Source organism: Phenylobacterium sp. (assembly GCF_030698145.1).
In the GTDB taxonomy this organism is placed as follows: domain Bacteria; phylum Pseudomonadota; class Alphaproteobacteria; order Caulobacterales; family Caulobacteraceae; genus Phenylobacterium.
The window spans coordinates 56,196-77,080 of record NZ_JAUYNW010000046.1; the positions used below are offsets into that span (position 1 = coordinate 56,196).

18 protein-coding genes and 1 pseudogene are annotated in these 20,885 nt (G+C 67.7%); 11 read left to right on the forward strand and 8 right to left on the reverse strand.

Annotated elements, in window-relative coordinates; genetic code table 11:
- The first annotated feature begins 12 nt into the window (after window positions 1-12).
- On the forward strand, window positions 13-1,230 hold the full coding sequence (locus Q8Q77_RS05645; protein ID WP_305582020.1) for a PQQ-dependent sugar dehydrogenase: 1,218 nt from the start codon (window positions 13-15) through the stop codon (window positions 1,228-1,230).
- Here Q8Q77_RS05645 and Q8Q77_RS05650 read toward each other — a convergent pair.
- Window positions 1,227-2,339, reverse strand: a complete 1,113-nt coding sequence (locus Q8Q77_RS05650; RefSeq protein WP_305582022.1) for an NAD(P)/FAD-dependent oxidoreductase — start codon at window positions 2,337-2,339, stop codon at window positions 1,227-1,229. The genes Q8Q77_RS05645 and Q8Q77_RS05650 overlap by 4 nt on opposite strands.
- A gap of 160 nt (window positions 2,340-2,499) precedes the next feature.
- Between Q8Q77_RS05650 and Q8Q77_RS05655 the strand changes: the two genes are divergently transcribed.
- Both Q8Q77_RS05655 and Q8Q77_RS05660 read left to right on the forward strand, forming a co-directional pair.
- Window positions 2,500-3,381 carry a YwqG family protein gene (locus Q8Q77_RS05655; RefSeq protein ID WP_305582024.1) on the forward strand — a complete coding sequence of 294 codons (882 nt, stop codon included), beginning with the start codon at window positions 2,500-2,502 and terminating at the stop codon, window positions 3,379-3,381.
- A 65-nt stretch (window positions 3,382-3,446) separates the two neighbouring features.
- Entirely contained in the window at window positions 3,447-4,628 is a 1,182-nt protein-coding gene (locus Q8Q77_RS05660) for a serine hydrolase (RefSeq protein ID WP_305582026.1), read from the forward strand.
- 3 nt (window positions 4,629-4,631) lie between these two features.
- Here the strand turns inward: Q8Q77_RS05660 and Q8Q77_RS05665 are convergent, their stop codons facing one another.
- Complete coding sequence (locus tag Q8Q77_RS05665) at window positions 4,632-8,054, reverse strand: indolepyruvate ferredoxin oxidoreductase family protein (RefSeq protein WP_305582028.1); 3,423 nt, start codon at window positions 8,052-8,054, stop codon at window positions 4,632-4,634.
- A 141-nt stretch (window positions 8,055-8,195) separates the two neighbouring features.
- Here Q8Q77_RS05665 and Q8Q77_RS05670 point away from each other — a divergent pair, with 141 nt between their 5' ends.
- The 3 genes from Q8Q77_RS05670 to Q8Q77_RS05680 all read left to right on the forward strand — a co-directional run bounded on the left by Q8Q77_RS05670 (window position 8,196) and on the right by Q8Q77_RS05680 (window position 9,359).
- Window positions 8,196-8,693 (forward strand): Lrp/AsnC family transcriptional regulator, encoded by a 498-nt coding sequence (locus Q8Q77_RS05670; protein ID WP_254834412.1) that lies wholly within the window; start codon window positions 8,196-8,198, stop codon window positions 8,691-8,693.
- 82 nt (window positions 8,694-8,775) lie between these two features.
- A complete protein-coding gene (locus tag Q8Q77_RS05675) occupies window positions 8,776-9,162 on the forward strand; it encodes a hypothetical protein (RefSeq protein WP_305582032.1) in 387 nt (128 codons plus the stop codon).
- Window positions 9,162-9,359, forward strand: coding sequence for a helix-turn-helix transcriptional regulator (locus Q8Q77_RS05680; protein WP_305582033.1), 198 nt, complete (start codon window positions 9,162-9,164; stop codon window positions 9,357-9,359). Before Q8Q77_RS05675 ends, Q8Q77_RS05680 begins: the two co-directional genes overlap by 1 nt.
- A gap of 19 nt (window positions 9,360-9,378) precedes the next feature.
- Here the strand turns inward: Q8Q77_RS05680 and Q8Q77_RS05685 are convergent, their stop codons facing one another.
- A complete protein-coding gene (locus Q8Q77_RS05685; protein ID WP_305582035.1) occupies window positions 9,379-10,074 on the reverse strand; it encodes a VIT family protein in 696 nt (231 codons plus the stop codon).
- 309 nt (window positions 10,075-10,383) lie between these two features.
- Here Q8Q77_RS05685 and Q8Q77_RS05690 point away from each other — a divergent pair, with 309 nt between their 5' ends.
- Together Q8Q77_RS05690 and Q8Q77_RS05695 are read left to right on the forward strand one after the other, a co-directional pair.
- Window positions 10,384-11,280: a pirin family protein gene (locus tag Q8Q77_RS05690; protein ID WP_305582037.1), complete on the forward strand. Its 897-nt coding sequence runs from the start codon at window positions 10,384-10,386 to the stop codon at window positions 11,278-11,280.
- 91 nt (window positions 11,281-11,371) lie between these two features.
- On the forward strand, window positions 11,372-11,989 hold the full coding sequence (locus tag Q8Q77_RS05695) for a glutathione S-transferase family protein (RefSeq protein WP_305582039.1): 618 nt from the start codon (window positions 11,372-11,374) through the stop codon (window positions 11,987-11,989).
- 54 nt (window positions 11,990-12,043) lie between these two features.
- Here Q8Q77_RS05695 and pgsA read toward each other — a convergent pair whose 3' ends face one another.
- The 5 genes and pseudogenes from pgsA to Q8Q77_RS05720 all read right to left on the reverse strand — a co-directional run.
- Window positions 12,044-12,670, reverse strand: a complete 627-nt coding sequence (gene pgsA / locus Q8Q77_RS05700) for a CDP-diacylglycerol--glycerol-3-phosphate 3-phosphatidyltransferase (protein WP_305582041.1) — start codon at window positions 12,668-12,670, stop codon at window positions 12,044-12,046.
- A gap of 8 nt (window positions 12,671-12,678) precedes the next feature.
- Window positions 12,679-12,960, reverse strand: a complete 282-nt coding sequence (locus Q8Q77_RS05705; RefSeq protein ID WP_305582043.1) for a hypothetical protein — start codon at window positions 12,958-12,960, stop codon at window positions 12,679-12,681.
- A 65-nt stretch (window positions 12,961-13,025) separates the two neighbouring features.
- Window positions 13,026-14,894 (reverse strand): excinuclease ABC subunit UvrC, encoded by a 1,869-nt coding sequence (gene uvrC / locus Q8Q77_RS05710; RefSeq protein WP_305582045.1) that lies wholly within the window; start codon window positions 14,892-14,894, stop codon window positions 13,026-13,028.
- Between the two features lie 43 nt (window positions 14,895-14,937).
- Window positions 14,938-16,725: a long-chain-acyl-CoA synthetase gene (locus Q8Q77_RS05715; RefSeq protein ID WP_305582047.1), complete on the reverse strand. Its 1,788-nt coding sequence runs from the start codon at window positions 16,723-16,725 to the stop codon at window positions 14,938-14,940.
- Between the two features lie 372 nt (window positions 16,726-17,097).
- A pseudogene (locus Q8Q77_RS05720) lies at window positions 17,098-17,257 on the reverse strand (ClpX C4-type zinc finger protein); the annotation flags it as partial.
- Between the two features lie 329 nt (window positions 17,258-17,586).
- Between Q8Q77_RS05720 and Q8Q77_RS05725 the strand changes: the two are divergent.
- From Q8Q77_RS05725 to Q8Q77_RS05735, 3 genes are all read left to right on the forward strand, one after another.
- Window positions 17,587-18,315: a hypothetical protein gene (locus Q8Q77_RS05725; RefSeq protein WP_305582049.1), complete on the forward strand. Its 729-nt coding sequence runs from the start codon at window positions 17,587-17,589 to the stop codon at window positions 18,313-18,315.
- 199 nt (window positions 18,316-18,514) lie between these two features.
- Window positions 18,515-20,512, forward strand: coding sequence for an ATP-binding protein (locus tag Q8Q77_RS05730; protein ID WP_305582051.1), 1,998 nt, complete (start codon window positions 18,515-18,517; stop codon window positions 20,510-20,512).
- 98 nt (window positions 20,513-20,610) lie between these two features.
- A complete protein-coding gene (locus Q8Q77_RS05735) occupies window positions 20,611-20,820 on the forward strand; it encodes a hypothetical protein (RefSeq protein ID WP_305582053.1) in 210 nt (69 codons plus the stop codon).
- Window positions 20,821-20,885 lie beyond the last annotated feature (65 nt).

Consider the following 20,885-nt stretch of genomic DNA (forward strand, 5'->3'; position numbering starts at 1 on the left):
CTCGGAGTCCCCATGCGCAGCTTCCTTGTGACCACGGCCTTCGCGACGGTGCTGGCCGCCTGCGGCGGAACCGTCGGCCAGACCCAGACCCAGACCACGTCCCTGGAGACCCGGCCGCCCAACGCCGAGGGCCAGGCCCCCGCCTTCGCCGGCCAGACCCGCGCGCCGGAGGTGAAGTCGAACGTCGCCTATGAGATCCAGACCATGGCCGAGGGGCTGGACAAGCCCTGGGGCCTGGCCTTCCTGCCCGACGGCCGGCTGCTGATCAGCGAGCGGCCGGGCCGCCTGCGCATCCTGGCGACCGACGGCAAGCTGTCGGAACCGGTGGCGGGCCTGCCGGCCGTCGACGCGCGCGGCCAGGGCGGCCTGCTGGGCCTGGCGGTCGATCCGGCCTTCAGCCGCACCGGCCTGATCTACTGGGCCTATGCCGAGGCCGGCGCCGAGGGCGCCAACCACACCGCGGTGGCGCGGGGCCGGCTGACCGGGAACGGGGTCGAGAACGTCCAGGTGATCTTCCGCCAGACCCCGTCGATCGCCTCGACCCTGCACTATGGCGGCCGGCTGGTGTTCGCCCGCGACGGGACCCTGTTCGTGACCCTGGGCGAGCGCTCGATCCTGACCGGGCGAGTCCAGGCCCAGCGCATGGACGGGACGATCGGCAAGGTCGTGCGGATCAACGCCGATGGCTCGGTCCCCAAGGACAACCCCTTCGTCGGCAAGGCCGGCGTCCACCCCGAGATCTGGTCCATCGGCCACCGCAACATCCTCTCGGCGGCCCTGGATCCCAAGACCGGCAAGCTGTGGGAGGTCGAGCACGGCGCCCGGGGTGGCGACGAGCTGAACCAGGCGGAAAAGGGCAAGGACTACGGCTGGCCGACCGTCACCTATGGCGAGGAATATTCCGGCCAGCCGGTGGGCGACGGGCTCACCGCCAAGGCGGGGATGGAACAGCCGGTCTATTACTGGGACCCGGTGATCGCGCCCGCGGGCCTAGCCTTCCATGACGGCAAGGGGTTCCCGGCCTGGAAGGGCAGCGCGCTGATCGGCGGCCTCTCCAGCAAGCGGGTGGTCCGCCTGGCGATGAAGGACGGCAAGGTCGTCGGCGAAGAGCACCTGTTCACCGAACTGGGCGAACGCATCCGCGACGTCGTCGTCGGCCCGGACGGCGCGGTTTGGCTGGCCACCGACAACGCCAAGGGCCGGGTGTTGAAGGTCATCCCGAAGCCCTAGAGCCCGAGCCGCCCAGCGATCTCTTCGCCGATCGCCAGCGAGGAGGTCAGACCGGGGCTCTCGATGCCGAACAGCGTGACCAGACCGTGCAGCCCATGGGCCTGGGGCCCGTCGATGCGGAAGTCGGGCTGCGGCTCGTCGGGGCCATGCAGCTTGGGGCGGATGCCAGCGTAGTCGGGGGCCAGGGCGCCGTCGGGCAGGCCGGGCCAGAACTTGCGGATATAACGGTAGAACTCGCCAGCCCGGTCGGGATCGACGCTGTAGTCTAGGGTGTCGACGAACTGCAAGTCCGGGCCGAACACCGCCTGGCCGCCCAGGTCACGGCGGTAGTGCGTGCCGAGCGCCCCGTGGATCGGCGGCGGATAGATCAGCCGCGCGAACGGCGCCTTCCCCGTCAGCCGGAAATAGACCCCCTTGCCGTAGTGCAGCGGCGGGATGGTCGCCTTGGGGAAGCCCTCGATGGTCGCCGCCACGGCCTGGGCCGAGAGCCCCGGCGCGGTGACCAGCAGCCGGCAGGTGAGCGTGGTCGGCTCCTCACCGCCGGCCCGCACCGAGAAGCCGCCGCCGTCCAGCGGGCTTGCGCCCTCGAAGGGCGTGGAGGTCACCACCGCCCCGCCGGCGGCCTCGATCTCGCCCTGCAGGGCCAGCATGTAGCCGTGGCTGTCGAAAACCCCGCTCTGCGGCGAGATCAGCGCGCCTTCGCAGGCCAGCTCCGGCTCCAGGGCCAGGACCTGGGCCTTGGTCATTGGCTCCATGCCCTCGACGTCATTGGCCTGAGCCTGGTCGAGGATGGCGTCGAGCCGGGCGACCTCGTCGGCCGTGGTGGCCACCACCAGCTTGCCGCAACGGTCGTAGGCCACCTTGTGGCTGTCGAGAAAGGCGTAGAGGGCGCGCCGCCCCTGGACGCATAGCCGCGCCTTCAGCGACCCGGTGGCGTAGTAGAGCCCGCCATGGATCACCTCGGAATTGCGCGCCGAGACCCCCTCGCCGATGATCGGTCCGGCCTCCAGCACCGCCACGACCAGGCCGCGCTTGGAGAGCGCATACCCGCAGGCCAGGCCCACCGCGCCCGCGCCCACCACCACCGCATCGAAATCGAAATCCGCCATGGTTCGTGGTTAGCCGAAGCGCGACGTGGCGCAAGCCCAGCTTCCAATTTCAGCCATAGCGATGCGGCCGATTGCGAACGATGGCATCGGTTCCCTTTTTGTTCTGGACAACTCAAGGTCGCGGTGATGAGGTATGCGCAAACGGTAGAGGTTGGGACTGATGGCGCTGATTGGTTTGGCCGTGATCGCCACAGTGTTTGCGGGGATCTATCTCTACTTCCGCCTGACGATCCCACGGCGGCTCAAACGCCCCGAATCCAGCGAACCCTCCGACGACTTCGTGCGAATCCGCGGGCGCATGGAGAACATGGCCGCGCCGACCCTTGTGGCGGCGCCAGCGGTGGTTCCCGACTTCTCGAAGCTTGGGGGTCATCCTGAGCTCCCGAACGGGCTTGATTGGCCGGAGGGGCCAGAAGGACCGCTCGCATTCCTCGCACAGTTCGACCTTCAACTAGCGCGCGCGTCCGGGGGGCCCGAGTGGCTGCCGGGACTTGGCGCGATCTACGTCTTTCACGACGAGAGGTGGGGCATGAATGACCAGGTCCGGATCGTCCATTCCACCAACGAGCCCGATGCGCCGCGGACTCCACCGGCACGTTTGAAGCCTGAACTGCGCTATCTTGAACGTCGCGTCGAGATGATCAGGCTGACGTCGACTCCGAGCCTCGACTGGTTGAACGAAGACGTACGCACGATCGACGTCTCAGAAAGCGAGTTGGATGAACTCGCGAACCTTCCGAGCGCCGATCTTGGGAGCGGACCAACGCACAAGCTCGGCGGCTATCCGGACGAGATTCAGGAGGAACAAATGGCTCTCTCCTGCGAGCACGCCGTTCGCGGGCTCGAGTATCGGTTCGGCAAGCCGGTCTCTCCGGAAATCGAAGCCGCGTCTGAGGAGTGGCGGCTGTTGGCCCAAATCGACTCAGACTCCAAATTGAAGATGAACTGGGGGGACGGCGGAATGTTTTACGTTTTCATTCGCGAAGCAGACGCGCGAACCGGAGATTTCTCGAGGACCGTGACACTTAGTCAAACCCACTAGGGCCATAGGCAAACCGCCGCCCCGCCTCTAGCCTCACCGCAACGAACAAGCTGGGGAGCGGGACGATGCGTGGGATGAGACTGGCCTTGGCGGCCGTGGCGGCGGCGTTGGTTCCGGTGGCGGCGCTCGCCCAGGCCTCACCGCCCCCGGCCGGCGCCTCGATCCTCATGTGGAGCCCCGAACAGCAGCAGGCCGGCTACAAGGCCATGGAGACCCTGGCCGCCCACGAGGTGGTCAAACGCGGGCCCACGGTCTTCCCGTTGCCGGCCGGGGCGCCGCTGGATCCGAAGCTGAAAATCGCCGGGACGCCGCACGACATCGAGAGCTTCATGGCGGCCTACCGGGTCTCCGGCCTGCTGGTGATCAAGGACGGCAAGGTGCTGCTGGAGCGCTACGGCCTGGAGCGCACGCCCGCCGACCGCTGGACCTCGTTCTCGGTGGCCAAGTCGGTGACCTCCACCCTGGTGGGGGCGGCGATCCAGGACGGGTTCATCAGGAGCCTGGACGATCCGGTGACCACCTACATCCCCGAACTCAAGGGCGGCGGCTATGAGGGCGTGAGCGTGCGCCAGCTCATCACCATGACCTCGGGCGTGAAGTGGAACGAGGATTATACCAGCCTCGACTCCGACGTTGCCAAGGTGGGGCTCTCGGTGATCGAGCCGGGGGTCAATCCGGTGGTCAGCTATATGCGCCGCCTGCCGCGCGACGTGCCGCCCGGCTCGAAGTTCCACTATTCCACCGGCGAGACCGACCTGGTGGGCATCCTGGTCTCCAACGCGGTGGGCAAGCCGCTGTCGCAATACCTGTCGGAGAAGATCTGGGCGCCGTTCGGCATGGAGCAGGACGCCATCTGGATCGAGGACGTGGCGGGCCACGAACGCGGCGGCTGCTGCATGTCCATGACCCTGCGCGACTATGGCCGGATCGGGATGTTCATCCTGGGCGGCGGCAAGGCCGGCGGGAAACAGATGGTCCCCGAGGGCTGGACCGCCGACGCCACCCGCGCCCACATCGCCGTCAGCCCGGCCCATCCCGAATACGGCGGCTACGGCTATTTCTGGTGGATCATGCCCGGCGGCGACGGCTACGAGGCCCTGGGCATCTTCGGCCAGTCGATCACCACCTTCCCAAAGGACGGGCTGATCATCGTGGTCAATTCCGCCTGGCCCGCGGCCGACACCGCCGCGCTCAACGCGGCGCGCGGAAAGCTGACCGCGGCGATCCGCGCCGCCGCCGTCCGGTAGGTCCTAGGCCGCCGCCTTCTCCCATTGCGTCCAGAGCTTGGCCTCATCGGCCTTGGCGATCTTCACCGAGGCGTCCTTGATGTGGCCGAAGCCGCGGATGGCCTGGGGCACGGCGGCGATCTGGATGGCGGTCGGCAGGGTCGCGGCGGTGAGGCCCGCCAGGACCTTGTCGAGACCGGCCTCGTAGGAGGCGATCAGGCCGCGCTCCATCTTCCGCTCATCGGTGTGGCCGAAGATGTCGAGGGTCGTGCCGCGCAGACCCTTCATCCTGGCCATCACCGGGAAGGCCGCGTCCAGCATCCAGCCGCCGAACTCGATCTTCTTCGGCTTGCCGTCCGGACCCTTGGGGGCGATCAGCGGCGGGGCGAGCCAGACCTTGGTCTTGCCGCCCTTGAAGGTCCCGTCCCGCTCGGCGGCGAACCGGCCGTCGGTATAGAGCCGGGCGACCTCGTACTCATCCTTGTAGGCCATCAGCTTGTAGAGGTTGGTCGCCACCGCGCGGGTCAGAGCCTCGGAACCGAAGACCGCCTCGGCCTTGGCCGTCTCCTCGACGCGCAACAGGTAGCGTTTGGCGTAGGCGGCGTTCTGGTAGGCGGTGAGCTCACGACCGCGATGGGCGATCAGCTCGGCCAGCGGCATGGTCTCCGGCGTCGGGACGTCGGCCTCGGCCTGGCCTCGCGCCGAAGGATCATGGGACACCCGGCGACCCAGTTCGAAGGCCTGCAAATTGGCCTCGGCCTGGACGCCGTTCAGCCGGATCGCGCGGTAGATGGCCCGCGACGACAGCGGGATCAGGCCTTTCTGCCAGGCGAAACCCACCATGATCATGTTGGAATAGATCGCGTCCCCGAAGGCGGTCTCGGCCAGGTGGTGGGCCGGGCACTCGTCATAGGACTTGGTGGCGGCCTTGATACGGCCAGACATGCTCCTGGAATCGAAGCGCACGTCGCGGTCGGTGACGAAGTCGGCGGTGGGCGAGAAGTCCTCGTTGCCGCAGGCCACGGTGCGGTCCTTGGCGTAGAGCGCCAGGGCGTCGGCGCCGGCCGCCGAGAGGATGTCGCAGGCGATCAACACGTGGGCCGAAGCCGCCGGGACACGCCCGCCGACCACGCTGTCCTCGGTCTCGCCGATCCGGACGTGGCTGAACACCGCCCCGCCCTTCTGGGCGAGGCCCGTCATGTCCACCACCGACGAGGCGCGACCGTCCACATGGGCGGCCATGGCCAGGATCGAGGCGACGGTGGTCACGCCCGTGCCGCCGATGCCGGTGAAGACGATGTTGCGCACCCCCTCCAGCGGCTCGAAAACCGGCAGCGGCGTGGAGTCGGCGGTGAGCGCCGGCATGGCCTTGGCCTGGGCGTTCTCGCCGCCCTCGATGGTGACGAAGGACGGGCAGAAGCCGTCAAGGCAGGAATAGTCGGTGTTGCAGCTCGACTGATTGATCCGGCGCTTGCGGCCGAACTCGGTGTTCAGCGGCTCGACCGAGACGCAGTTGGACTTCTTGGAGCAGTCGCCGCAGCCCTCGCAGACCAGGGGATTGATGAACACGCGCTTGGTCGCGGTCTCCATCTTGCCGCGTTTGCGCCGGCGGCGCTTCTCGTTGGCGCAGACCTGGTCATAGAGCAGGACCGTGGTGCCGGGCGTGTCGCGCAGCTCCTTCTGCACGATGATCAGCTCCGAGCGCGGCCGCACCGCCACGCCGGGCGCCAGATCGACAGCGCCTGCATAGCGGGTCGGGTCGTCGGCGACGATCACGGTCTTGGCCACGCCTTCGGAGGCGAGCTGGCGGGTGATCTGGGCCGGGGTGAAGCCGCTCTCGGCCGCCTGGCCGCCGGTCATGGCGACGGCGTCGTTGAACAGCAGCTTGTAGGTCACGTGGCTGTTCGCCGCGATCGAGGCGCGGATCGCCAGCGAGCCCGAGTGATTGTAGGTGCCGTCGCCCAGGTTCACGAACACATGCGGTTCGGTGGTGAAGGGGGCGGAACCCACCCAGGTCAGGCCCTCGCCACCCATGTGGCTGTTCAGGTCGGTTTGCGGATCGGAGAAGCTGGCCATGTAGTGGCAGCCGATGCCGGCCAGGGCGCGCGAGCCTTCCGGCAGCCGGGTCGAGGAGTTGTGCGGGCAGCCCGAGCAGAAGAACGGCTTGCGCAGCTGCTCCGCCGCCAGCGTCACGGCGGCCATGGAGGCGGCCGATACGCGGGAGAGATAGTCGTGGACCCGCTCCATGTGCGGGCCGGGCGGCAGCCGGTCGGCGATGGCCAGCGCCACCTCAGCCACCGACAGCGAACCTAGCTCGGACAGCAGCGGGTGGCCCTGTTCGTCGGTCTTGCCGACGATCTTCGGGCGCGCGTGGGCCGGCAGGTCGTAGAGCGCGGCGCGGGCCTGGGTCTCGATCAGGGCGCGCTTGTGCTCGATGACCATCATGGTCTCGAGGCCGGCGGCGAACGATCGCAGGCCCGTCGGCTCCAGCGGCCAGGGCATGCCGACCTTATAGATCGCCACGCCGAGGTCGGAGGCCTGCTGGCCGGTGATGCCCATGGCCGCGAAGGCCTCGATCACGTCCTTATAGGCCTGACCCTGGCAGACGATGCCCAGGCGGGGGCGGCTTGAGCCCAGCATGATACGGTCGATGCGGTTGGCGCGGGCGAAGGCGAGCGCCGCCGGGATCTTGAGCGTCCGCAGGCGGCGCTCCTTGTCCAGCGGCTGGTCCTTGAGCCGGATGCCGACGCCGCCCGCGGGCAGCTTGAAATTGGTCGGGACCACGATCTTGTGGCGGTCCAGCGAGATATCGATGGTGACGCCGCTATCCATGGTGTCGGCGAGCGCGATCAGGCCGACCCAGAGGCCGGAGAACCGCGACATGGCGATACCCATCAGGCCGTAGTCGAGCACCTCCTGGACGTCGGCCGGCGACAGCACCGGCATCTCGAAGTCCTGGAAGGCGAACTCCGACTGTGACGGCAGGGTCGAGGACTTGCAGTTGTGGTCGTCGCCGGCCACGGCGATGACGCCGCCCTTGGACCAGGTCCCGGCGAAATTGGCGTGCTTGAAGGCGTCGCCGGTGCGGTCGACGCCGGGCGCCTTGCCGTACCACATGCCGGTGACGCCATCGAACTTGGCGCCGGGGAACAGGTTGGCCTGCTGGCTGCCCCAGACGGCCGTGGCGGCCAGGTCCTCGTTGAGGCCCTCCTTGAAGACCACCTGGGCCTCTTCGAGGAATTTTTCCGCCCGGTGGGCCTGCTGATCCAGCCCGCCGAGCGGCGAACCACGATAGCCCGAGACGAATCCGGCCGTGTTCAGGCCCGCCGCTTCATCAAGGCGGCGCTGATCCATCATGACGCGGAGCAGCGCCTGGACCCCGGTGATGAAGACGCGACCTTCCTTGAGCAGGAATTTGTCGTCGAGCGTCACATCGGCGTGGCGCATAGCAATATCTTTCCTTTTCGGCTCCCTAGTGCGAATAGAAGATCATATAAGTACGATGCAATTGCTTGCCAAAGGCGTGCCCCCCGTCATGGGTTCCGGGGCAAGAATGACGCTCATTTGCGCCATATGAAGGAGGAAAACTTGTCCGAGGCCCTCGACGCGGTCGATGCCAAGATTTTGGATCTGATCCAGCATGACGCCGGCCTTTCTGTCGCCGAGATCGCAGAACGGGTCGGATTGTCCTCCAGCCCGTGCTGGCGGCGCATCAAACGCCTGGAAGACTCAGGTGTCATCCAGCGCCGCGTGACCATCCTTGACCGCGAACTTCTGGGCCTCGGCTTCGAAGTCTATTGCACCGTCAAGCTGTCGCTGCCGACCAAGGACAACCTCGACGCCTTCGAAACCGCCATCGGCAAGCTGCCGGAGGTGGTGCAGTGCGCCACGGTCACCGGGGCCGCCGATTACGAGCTGCGCATCGTCACCCGCGACATGCACGCGTTCGACGACTTCCTGCGCGAGAAGATCCTGTCCCTGGGCCTGGTCTCCAACATCGAGAGCCGGATCGTCATCCGGTCGGTGAAGCACACCACCGCCGCGCCGCTCGGACTGATCAGCCCGTATGTGAGCTCGCACGGCTGACCGCCGCCGCCTCCGACAAATGTAAGGTTGACCTGACATGATCCGCATGTAAGGTTGACCTTACATGCGCTGGAGCCCCGTCATGGCCATCGACCGTCCGAACCGCAGATATCTTGTCCGCACCCTTCTGTTCATGGGCGGCTACATTGCCGTCAACGTCGCCGCGATCGGCGGCGCCTTCGACGACCTGACCCGCCCAGGCGCCTGGCTGCTGGGATTGGTGGTGGCGGCGCCGGTCGCCGGACAGATGTGGGCCACACTCGCCCTGATGCATGACAGCGACGAGTTCGTGCGGGCCATCACCGCCAAGCGTTTCATCCTGGCCGCCGGCGTGGCGATGGCCGGCTTCAGCGCCTGGGGCTATCTCGAGAGCTACGCCGACGCGCCGCACGCGCCGGGCTGGTACGTGTACCTGCTGTTCTGGGCGGCCTTCGGGGTGATCTCACCGTTCGTGCGCACCAGCCGCTGATGCGCAATCAACTCAGGGCCCTGAGGACGGGGCGCGGCTGGACCCAGGAGGAACTGGGACGCCGCGTGGGGGTCTCGCGCCAGGCGGTGATCGCCCTGGAGAGCGGGAAGCACGACCCATCGCTCGACCTCGCCTATCGGATCGCCGCGGCGTTCGGCCTCGCGGTGGAGCAGATTTTCGACAACCCTCACGGCTGACGGCCGGGCCGCGCGCGGTTCAGGCCGCGACGCCGAAGATCGCGCCCACGCCGGCGGTGAGCGCCATGGCGAAACCTCCCCAGAAAGTCACGCGCACGATCGCCTTCAGCAAGGGCGCGCCACCCGCCTGCGCCCCCACGCCGCCCAGCAGCGCCAGGAACGCGATCGAGGTGGCCGACACGACCGGCACGACGACAGGGGACGGGGACACCAGGGCCGCGACGAGAGGCAGCGCCGCGCCTCCGGCGAACATCAGGGCCGAGGTGACGGCCGCCTGGATGGGCCTGGCCGTGGTGGCGGCTGATATTCCGAGCTCGTCCCGGGCATGGGCGCCCAACGCGTCCTTCGCCATGAGCTGAGTGGCGACTGTCCGTGCGAGTTGCGGCTCCACACCGCGGTCGGCATAGATGCGGGTCAGCTCCTGCAGTTCGAGCTCAGGCTGGCTGGACAGTTCGGCCGCTTCCCGGGCCAGGTCGGCCTTTTCCGTGTCGGCTTGGGAGCTGACGGACACGTACTCGCCGGCCGCCATGGACATGGCGCCGGCCACCAGACCGGCCACGCCCGCCACCAGGATTTCGCTGCGCCCCTGGGAGGCCGCCGCCACCCCCACGATGAGGCTGGCGGTTGAAACGATGCCGTCGTTGGCCCCCAGGACCGCGGCGCGGAGCCAGCCGACTCGCTCGATCAGGTGAAATTCTCTGTGCAATCGGCTCATCCATCCCTCAACAGCTCGCTGGCGATCGCGCCGGCCCTAGGTCCTGCGAACCCAGAGCATCCTCTGCAGCGTTCGATCTCGGTCGAAGGCCGAGTGCTCGAGCGCACCGGCAATATGAAGGGCGATGGCCACCCAGCCATAGGCTGTCTTGGAGTTCGAGAGAGACATACTGTTCAACATCATTACGGATGGTGCGGACGCTTTGATCTCGCGCAAATCGGCAACGCCTGAGCGATCTGGAGGTGGGCGCCTTCTCCGCGCCGCCCTGATCGGGCAATGTTGGATGGCAGGTAGTTGGAGCCCGGACCCATGATCGACCTCGTCATCGACCAGCGGCGCAAGGACCTGGGCGGGTTCGAGGTCGGCCGGGTCCTGCCCTACGCCAGGCGGCGGATGGTCGGGCCCTTCATCTTCTTCGACCACATGGGCCCGGCGCGGTTCGAGGCGGGCTTCCCGACCAATGTGGACGTCCGCCCCCATCCGCACATCGGGCTGTCGACCCTGTCCTATCTGTTCGAGGGCGAGATGACCCACCGCGACTCCGTGGGCGTCACCCAGCCGATCCGGCCGGGCGAGGTGAACTGGATGACCGCCGGCTCGGGCATCACCCATTCCGAGCGCTTCGAGACCCTGCGCAGCCAGGGCGGATCGATGAACGGCATCCAGGCCTGGGTCGCCCTGCCGACCGAGGACGAGGAGACCGCACCCGGCTTCGAGCACCACGACCCCGACGTCCTGCCGACCTATGAGGCCAACGGCATGTGGGCGCGGCTGATCGCCGGCCAGGCGTTCGGCGCCAAGTCGCCGGTCAAGACGCACTCGCCGATGTTCTATGTCCATTGGGCCCTGAAGCCCGGGGCCCAGGCTCAGCTTCCGGCCGAGTATCCCGAGCGCGCCGCCTATGTGGCCCAGGGCGTCGTCGAGGTGGACGGCCGCCAGTTCCACGAGGGCCAGATGCTGGTCTTCGCGCCGGGCCAGCCGGTCCTGTTCACCGCGATCAACGACGCCATCGTCATGCTGCTGGGCGGCGAGCCGGTGGGGCCGCGGTTCATCGACTGGAACTTCGTCTCGTCCTCCAAGGACCGGATCGAGCAGGCCAAGTCCGACTGGCGGGCGGGCCACATGAAACTGCCGGACGCCGACCACGACGAGTTCATCCCACTGCCGGCGGAGCCCTCGCCCACGCCGGCCAATCCGATGTCCTGAGGCGGCGATTTCGGCTTGAACGCCCCGGCGTAAGCCTGGAATGAATCTCGCCAATCAGATCCTTGGCCAACCAAATCCTAGGGAGGACGGCATGAAACTCTACACTTCCATCGGCCCCAATCCGGCCGTCGTGACCATGTTCCTGGCCGAGAAGGGCGTCAGCCTCGACACGGTCAAGGTCGACATCATGGCCGGCGAGAACCGCCAGGCCCCCTACATGCAGAAAAACCCGGCCGGCCAGTCGCCCTGCCTGGAGTTGGACGACGGGGGCCACCTCGCCGAGATCATCCCGATCTGCGAGTACCTGGACGAGAAGTTCCCCAACCCGCCGCTGATCGGCTCGACGCCTGAAGAGCGCGCCGAGACCCGCATGTGGCTGCGCCGCATCGACCTCAATATCTGCGAGCCCCTGGTCAACGGCTTCCGTTTCGCCGAGGGCCTGCCCCTGTTCCAGAGCCGGATGCGGACCATCCCGCACGCGGCGGCCGACTTGAAGTCCCTGGCCCAGGAAAAGCTGACCTGGCTGGACGGGTTGATGACCGGCAAGACCTGGGTGGCCGGCGAGCGCTTCAGCCTGGCCGACATCCTGCTGTTCTGCTTCGTCGAATTCGGCGGCACGGTCGGCCAGCCGCTCAACCCCGACAACAAGAACATCGCCGCCTTGGTGGAGCGCGTGAAGGCCCGGGTCGCCGAGAAGGCGCCGGCCTAACACCGGCGGCTGTCATCCCGGTTTGCTGCGCGAACCGGGATGACACCTTGAGGATCACCCCTGCGCCGACAGCGCCTTGCGCGTCTGTTCCCAGTATTGGGCGCCGGTGATGAGGGTGACGATCGTGGCCACCCACATCAGGGTGTGGGCGAACAGCGTCACCGGGCTCTGGATGGACGGATCGGCGGGCAGGTCGAAGGCCGCCCAGGAAGACGACAACATCTCGGCGGCGAGCGCGGTGAGCTGCAGCGTCGTCTTCCATTTGGCGAGCAGGGTGACCGGCAGCTTCACGCCCCTTCCGGCGCCGACCTCGCGCAAGGCGCTGACCGTGAATTCGCGAAACAGCATCAGGCCTGCCGGCAGCACCACCATCGGCTGACCGCCCAGGGCCAGCAGTCCCAGGATCGCGCCGCAGACCAGCACCTTGTCGCCGATGGGGTCGAGGATCGCGCCCCAGACAGTGACGGCGTCCAGCTTGCGCGCCAGCCAGCCGTCGAAGAAGTCGGTGACCGCGGCGATCACGAACGACCAGAAGGCCCAGCGCTGCAGGCCGAACTGCATCTCCGGTGTCAGCCTTTCGCTGACATAAGGCACGGCGCCCGCCGCCGCGGCCAGGGCGAGGAAGACGAACAGGGTCAGGACCAGCCGCAGCGAGGTCAGGATATTGGGCAGGGCCTTCATGATGGTCCTCAGGTGGCCGGCGTCAGCTCGACCGTCTTGGTCTGCTTCCCATAGATGCAGATTCGCTTGTCGGCGCCCTCCCGAAGCACGGCTATGCCGTAGGCCTGGGTGCCGATCGGATGGACGAGGACCTCCGGCGCCTTCATCCCGCCGGCCTGGGCCGCGGCCAGGCAGCGGGCCCGCACGTCGGCGCGGAAGGCGTCCCAAGCGCCGGGCGAGCTCGCATGGCCCACGGTGGGCGCCATGACCGCGACCGCAGCGAGGGCGAGGATGGCGCGGGGGGTGGGCATGGTCTGTCTCCGGCGGAGTCGAGCTTCAGCTTACCGCAGCGTACGGGCGGGCCAAACGTTCCCGCTCAACCTTTGCGGAAGTAGTCGAAAATCCGCTGGGCCAGGGGCTCGCTGAGCCCCTCGACCTTGGCCAGGTCGTCCACCGAGGCCCGCGACACGCCCCGCGCCGAGCCGAAGGCGTGCAGCAAGGCGCGCTTGCGGCCAGGACCGACCCCCTCGATCTCGTCGAGCGGGTTCTTCTTGATGTCCATGGAGCGGCGGGTGCGGTGGCTGCCGTTGGCGAACCGGTGCGCCTCGTCGCGCAGGCGTTGCAGGTAATAGAGCACCGGCGATTTCGGCTCGAGCATGAAGGGCGTCTTGCCGGGGATGAAGAACCGCTCAAGCCCCGCGTCGCGGTCGGGCCCCTTGGCGACGCCGACCACCGCGATGTCGTCGACCCCTAGGTCGGCCATGACCTCAGTCACCGCCGCGAGCTGGCCCGCGCCCCCGTCGACCAGCACCAGGTCGGGACGCACGGCGCCCTCCCCGGCTTCCTCTTCCTTGACCAGGCGGGCGAAGCGGCGGCGCATGACCTCCTTCATCATCCCGTAGTCGTCGCCGGGGGTGAGCTCGGTCCCCTTGATGTTGAACTTGCGGTACTGGCTCTTCTGGAAGCCGTCGGGGCCGGCGACGATCATGCCGCCGACCGCATTGGTCCCCATGATGTGGGCGTTGTCATAGACCTCGATCCGCTCGGGGTTCCCGTCCAGGCCGAAGGCCTCGCAGACCCCCGCCAGCAGCTTCGACTGGGCCGAGCTCTCGGCCATCCTGCGGCCCAGGGCCTCGCGGGCGTTGGTCAGGGCATGGTCGACGATCTGGCGCTTCTCGCCCCGTTGTGGCCGCTCGATGGCCACCTTGCGCCCGGCCTTCAGCGCGAAGGCCTCGGCCAGCAGCTCCCGTTCGGCGGGCTCGATGCTGGTGAGGATCAGCTTCGGGATCGGCTTGTCGTCGTAGAACTGGCCCAGGAACGCGCTCATCACGTCCAGGTCCTCGTCGGACTTGTCGACCCGGGGGAAGTAGGCGCGGTTGCCCCAGTTCTGGCCGGCCCGAAAGAAGAACACCTGTACGCAGGCCTGGCCGCCCTCGGCGTGCAGGGCGAAGACGTCAGCCTCCTCGATGGTCTCGGGATTGACCTGGGTCTCTTGGGCCACCGAGGCCAGGGCCCGGATGCGGTCGCGTAGACGCGCGGCGCGCTCGAACTCCATGTCGTCCGACGCGGCCTGCATCTGGTCCGACATCTTCTTCATCACCAGCCGGCTCTTGCCGCGCAGGAAGTCCTCGGCCTGGTCCACCAGGCCGGCATAGTCCTCGAGGCTGATGAGCCCGGTGCAGGGCGCCGCGCACCGCTTGATCTGGTGCAGCATGCAGGGCCGGGTGCGGCTCTCGTAAACGCTGTCCGAGCACGAGCGCAGCAGGAAGGCCTTCTGCAGGGTGTTCAGGGTCTTGGTCACCGAATGGGCCGAGGCGAAGGGGCCGAAATAGTCGCCCTTGATCGTGTGGGCCCCGCGATGCTTGCGCAGTTGGGCGGCCGGATGCTCGCGGCGGATGACGATCTCGGGGAAGCTCTTGTCGTCGCGCAGCAGCACGTTGAAGCGCGGTTTCATCTGCTTGATCAGGTTGATCTCGAGCAGCAGCGCGTCGGTCTCGGTGCGGGTGGTGACGAATTCCATCGACCGGGTCAGGTCGACCATCAGGGCGATGCGCTGGGTGTGGAAACGGCCCTGGGCGTATTGCAGCACGCGCTTCTTCAGCGAGCGGGCCTTGCCCACATAGAGCACCTCGCCGTCCTCACCCATCATCCGGTAGACGCCCGGCGCGTCGGGCAGGCGCCGGACCTCGTCCTTGATCAGGGCGGCGCCCTGGAGGGGCGTCTTCATGTCGGTGTCGACGGTCATGCGGCAGATATAGGCGAGTCCGGCCTCGCGCGCAGGACGCGATCTAAAGCTTCACCCCGCCGGCCGAGAGCTTCTCGAACCCCTGCTTGGTCAGCTTGATGTAGCCCTTGGCCGGATCGCGCCAGAAGATCGGCCCCTTGATCTTACCGGGATCGAACCCGTCGGCCACCAGGTCCATCTTGCGGTGCTTGAAGGTGCCGGTGGTCTCGATGGCCGGCAGGATGCGCACGAAGACCGGCTGGGCGTAGGGTGGCAGCTCGCGGGCCACCTGCTCGCCGAACACCTTGATGTCGAAGCCCGCCTCGACCACCAGGCCCGCCATGCCCGCGCGCCCGTCGGCGCCCTCGACGGCGACGCCATAGACATTGGCCTCGGTCACGCCCGGCACGGAGGCCAGCCGCTCGGCCACCTCGCCGGTGGAGACGTTCTCGCCCTTCCAGCGGAAGGTGTCGCCGATCCGGTCGACGAAATAGAAGTAGCCGTCGGCGTCCATGCGCATCAGGTCGCCGGTGCGGAACCAGGCGTCGCCGCGCTCGAAGACGTCGTGCAGGATCTTCTTCTCGGACGCGGTCTTGTCCACATAGCCGGTATAGGCGGTGCGGGCATCGCCGCCGATCTGGCCCAGGCATTCGCCGACCTGGCCTGGACCGCACTCGACGCAGAGGCCGTTCAGGCCGCGCACAGGCTCCTCGGTCTCCACGTCGAACTGGACCAGCCGGACGCTGAACTTCGCCCGCAGCCACTTGGGCGCGCGGCCGATCGCGCCGACCTTGCCGTCGAAATTGAACAGCGAGACGTTGCCCTCGGTGGAGCCGTAGAACTCCAGGATCTCGGGGATGCGGAACCGCATCTTCATCTCGGCCCAGACATCGCCCCGCAGGCCGTTGCCGAAGGCCAGGCGGAGCTTGTGACGTCCCTCGTCCTCCACCGGCGGATGGTTGACCAGATAGCGGCAGAGCTCGCCGATATAGACGAACATCGTGCAGTCCTCGGCGACGACGTCGGACCAGAAATGGCTGGCGGAGAACTTCCTCTTCACCACCGCCGAGCCGCCGTTCAGCAGGGCCGCGCCCAGGCCGCAGAGCCCTCCCGTGGCGTGATAGAGCGGCAGGGCCACATAGATGCGGTCCTTCTCGGTCGCCGCCGTCGCGCCGGCGAAGGCCCGCATGTAGAGCTGGGCGCGGACATGGGTGATGCGCGCAGCCTTTGGCAGACCCGTCGTGCCGCTGGTGTAGATGTAGAGCGCGGTGTCCTTGGCGGTCATGCCCTCGCGCACCGATCGGTCCGGCGGCAGCTGGCTGCAGCTCTTCAGCGCCTGGACCAGATCGCGCTGGTCGCCATGAGCCTGGCCCAGCACCCACTGCTGCATCGGACGTTCCAGCAGTGTCCTGGCCTGCTCGAACACCGGCGAGGTCTCGCCGTCGACGATCACATGGGCCGCGCCCGAGATGTTCAGGCAGTGGGACAGCGGCAGGCCGGACAGCTGGTTGTTGATCAGCGCGGTGACCACGCCCACCTTCGACAGCCCGTACCAGATGGGGAAGTATTCCAGCCGGTTGGGCAGGAACAGCGCCACCGTCTGGCCGCGGCGGATGTTCATCCCCTTGGCCCAGTGGGCGAAGCGGTTGGCCGCCGCATCCATCTCGCCATAGGTGAGGGTCTTGCCCTCGAAGGTCAGGGCCGGCCGGTCGCGCCAGGTCTCCACCGCAGCCTGTAGGTCGTCGCAGATCAGGTTTGGCGAGGAAGGCGCGATGGTCTTCACGCGCTTCAAGGTTCGGTTGAGCCCGCGCATGAAGCGCCAGTCACGTTCGAGCCGGGCTTTCAGACGCATGCAGTCCCTCCAACGCACTCACCTTGGCGGGGCGCGCGAGTGCGGGTCAAGCTGAGCCGTCGAAGCGAACCGTCGCAGCCGTCGCGGGCGAGTGCGACCGTTGCGGAAAGGACTCACCCGCTCCGCGCGGCGTCGGAAGCTTGGACGGCTAGGAGAACCGTTCCCAGGCCGACTGGCGCGACATGCCCAGGGCCTCCCCGATCTGGGCCCAGCTGACGTCGCGCGACCGGAGCTGGTCGACCACCCACTGGAGCTGGTTGCCCTTGCCCTTGCGCACGGCCTCGACGGCCGGAAGCTGGGCGAGCAGGCGCTCGGCGGGAAGCTGGTCCGGCGTCGGAAAGCCGGACAGGTCGGGCGTGCGTCCGGCCAGGTACTCGTTGCAGAGGCCGACGCAGCCGTCGCAAATGAAGATCATGCCGGGGCCGGCGATCAGCTTCTCCACCTCGTGCTGCGACTTCAGGCAGAAGGAACAATAGAAGGTCGACGCGGCGTCCTCGCCGAACAGGAACTTGCCAGGGGTCGGTTCACTCATGGTGAGGCCTCGTCAGGTATGTCCTGACTGTCAGGTAATCCCTTACATTTGAAGCGTCAAGAATATCCTGACGACCCGCAGGCTCAGCCGTCAAATGTGGCTTGAAGGGGGCGACAATCGCCGGGACTGTGGCGCAATTCAGGAAGTATCATGACGCGTGATTGAAATGTAACTTCACCGTTGGAAAATTCTTGAGGGTAAAAAACAGTATAATTTCAGGAACCGGGACCCATTAGACACATCTATGATCAAGCTTGACGTTGGAAATCACGGAACTTGTGAACGCGCACGCCGTTTTCATCTCCGACCAACGACCTGGGAGGTCTGATATGTCCACTGAGTATAGCCCTTTCGCCCGCCCCAAGTTCACCGCTGAGGATTTCGCCCGCGAAGATCCGGCGACGACCTTCGACACCGCGCCCCGTGTGGCGTCGGAAACCCGCAGCTTCGCGTCGGACGACGCGCCGAGCGCCGCCATGGTCGATCCGGACCTGGCCCGCATGGACGAAACGACCGAACAATCGAGCGAAGAAGCCTCGATGTTCGCCGCCGCGCCGCTTTACGGCCAGGGCGCCAAGTCGGCCGCCAAATCGGCCGCCAAGTCGTCGGGCCGCTCCATCGCTCCCATCGCGATGATCGCGATCCCCGCCGTCGTCCTGCTGGCCGGCGTCGCCTACTTCACCCTGCAACCGCGAGCCGGCCTCATCGCCGAGGAGCCGGCCACCATCGCCGCCGCGCCCATGACGCCGGCGCCCATCGTGACGGCGCCTGCGCCCACGGCTCCGATCGCCAAGGCTTCCGCGCCCACGGTACGGGCGAGCACGCCCCGCCGGGTGGCCAGCATCCGTCCTGCGGCCGCCGCTCCGGCCGCCGGTGCGGAAGACGTGAGCTCCTGGTCGCGCGACGCCAGCGCCACCCTGCCGACCGCGCCGGTTCCCTATGCGCCCTCGGCTCAAACCGCCGCGCCGGCTCCGACCATCGTTCCGCCGATCGCGGCTGAACCGGTGCCCCCGGCCCCGACCGTGACGCCGGAGCCCCTGACTCCGCCGATGTCGTAGTGCTATCGGCCTAGGCTAACCAGGCGGCGGCTCCCGGCGACGGGGCCGCCGCTTCCATGTCGGCCGTCGCGTCTTTGGTGCATCCAGCGGAACCACACGCTCCCTTAACTCCCCTGCGCCACTCTGGTCCGAACAAGATCCGGGTAAGGGGGCCCGACATATGCGGCGGGAGTCCGGTTTCGGTTTGTTGGCGCCCATCGTGACCCTGGCCGTCGGCGCCATGGTTGTGTTCGTCGCGAGCCTGATGATCTGGACCGCGCAGGTCGACCGGGGGGTCCGCGCCCACGAGCAGGATCTGGTCCGCCGCGGGATCAGCGGCAACATCGCCGAGATTGAGCGCTCGATCATCGCCGAGACCAACTGGGACGAGGCGATCCTCAATCTCGACAACCGGTTCGACGCCGCCTGGGCCGACAACAACCTCAACGACCACTACGCCCAGAGCATGGATTTCGAACGGCTCTTCGTCCTCGACGGAGCGGATCGGCCGATCTATGCGCGCCGTCACCGGGAGACGGCATCGCCGGCCGCGTTCGGACATTTCGAGGGGGCCGCCGGCTTGGTCGCCGAGGTCCGCCGCGCCGAAGCTAAGCGCGGGCCCATCGCGGCGCGCCGGCCAGGAACGCCGATGAACCTGGTGTCCCATGCCATTCAATCCAGCGCCTTCGTGTCTCACGAGGGCCGGGTCTATCTGGTGACCGCCACCCTGGTGCAGCCCGATTTCGCCATGGTCACGCCCAAGGGGCCCCGCGCCCCGGTGGTGGTGATGGCCCTGGCCCTGGATCGGGGCGGACTCGACCGGCTTCGGGAACGCTTCCAGCTCTCCGACCTGCGGGCGGTCGTCGGTGACCATCGGATCGAGCGCGGGCGGGCCAAGCTGGTCCTTGATGTCGTCGGCGGTCCTCCCCTCATCGTCACCTGGGCGCCGCAGCGACCGGGCGCCGACCTGCTGTCGCGCGCCATCCTGCCGGTCACCCTCGTGATCCTCGCCTTCGCGGCCATGGGGACGATCATGGTGTTCCGCGCCCGGCGCGCCACCGCCCACCTGCTGGCCAGCCACCGCTCCCAGAGCGAGTTCCTGGCCAATATGAGCCACGAGGTCCGCACTCCGCTGAACGGGGTCAGCGCCATCGCCGAGGCCCTGGAACGCACCTCGCTCACCCCGGCCCAGGCCGAGATGGTGGGGATCATCCGCGACTCGGGCGCGAGCCTGGAGCGCCTGCTCTCCGACGTGCTGGACCTGTCGCGCATCGAGACCGGCGCGGTCAGCATGGAGAACGCCCCCTTCCACCTGGCCGACGCCATCCGCGATGTCGCCGCCCTAGCCGCCGCGCAGGCCGACGAGAAGGCCATCGACCTGATCGTCGACATCGATCCCATCGCCGAGACCGCCGTCGCGGGCGACGCACCGCGGGTCAAACAGGTGCTGGCCAATCTCGTCTCCAACGCCGTGAAGTTCACCTCTGACGGCTATGTCGCCATCGCCGTCCGCGCCGACGGCGAGGGCCGCTGGCGCATCGAGGTGCAGGACACCGGTATCGGCTTCGATCCCGCCGAGAAGGATCGTTTGTTCAACCGCTTCCAGCAGGCCGACGGCTCGGTGACGCGCAGGTTCGGCGGCTCGGGCCTCGGCCTGGCGATCTGCAAGCAACTCGTGGACCTGATGGGCGGTGAGCTGGACGCGATCGGCGCCCCGGGCCAGGGCGCCACGTTCACACTCCGGCTGGATCTCCCCTTGGCGGCAGCCGGCCCCACCGCGGCGTCCGCGCCTGTCGCCCAGGGCGAGACCGCCCCCTACCGGCCGCTGCGTATCCTGCTGGCCGACGATCACCCGACCAACCGCAAGGTGGTGCAGGTGCTGTTCTCGGAGTTCGACGTCGACCTGGTCTGCACCGAGAACGGCCGAGACGCCTGCGAGGCCTTCGCGGCCCAGCGCTTCGATCTGGTGCTGATGGACATGCAGATGCCGGTGATGGACGGGCTCACCGCCGTGCGCGAGATCCGTGCGCGGGAGAAGGCGCGCGGCTGGATCGCCACCCCCATCGTCATGCTGACCGCCAACACCCTTCCCGAGCACCAGGTCGCCAGCCTGGCCGCCGGGGCGGACCTGCACATGGCCAAGCCCATCGAGGCCGCCAAGCTGTTCGCGGTCCTGCAGAACGTCGCCGAGGCCCAGGCCGTCAGCCGGGCGGCTTAACAAACCGTCAAACTGAGTGGCGACCCCATGCCACATTCCCAGAACGCGATATGCGGGCCTAGTTCGGCGGGCATCTGCCAATGCCGAGGGACCATATGTTGAAGCTGCTATTTTCGAACTGGGGCGCCGAGTGGGGCACCGCGGCCCTGGTGTTCGCCGTCAGCGCCGCGGTCGGCCGGTTCGCCGCGGAGGGCATGAACACCCTGCAGTGGTGCGGCGCGATCACCGCCGTCCTCGCCTCGATCACCGCCGCCGTCGCCGTGCGCGTCTGGAAGCCGGAAGCCGAGCGGGTCCGCGCGGAAGACTGACCCCAGATGCTCCCCTCTTGGGGGAGCTGTCACCGCAGGTGACTGAGGGGGACTTTGACCCTTGT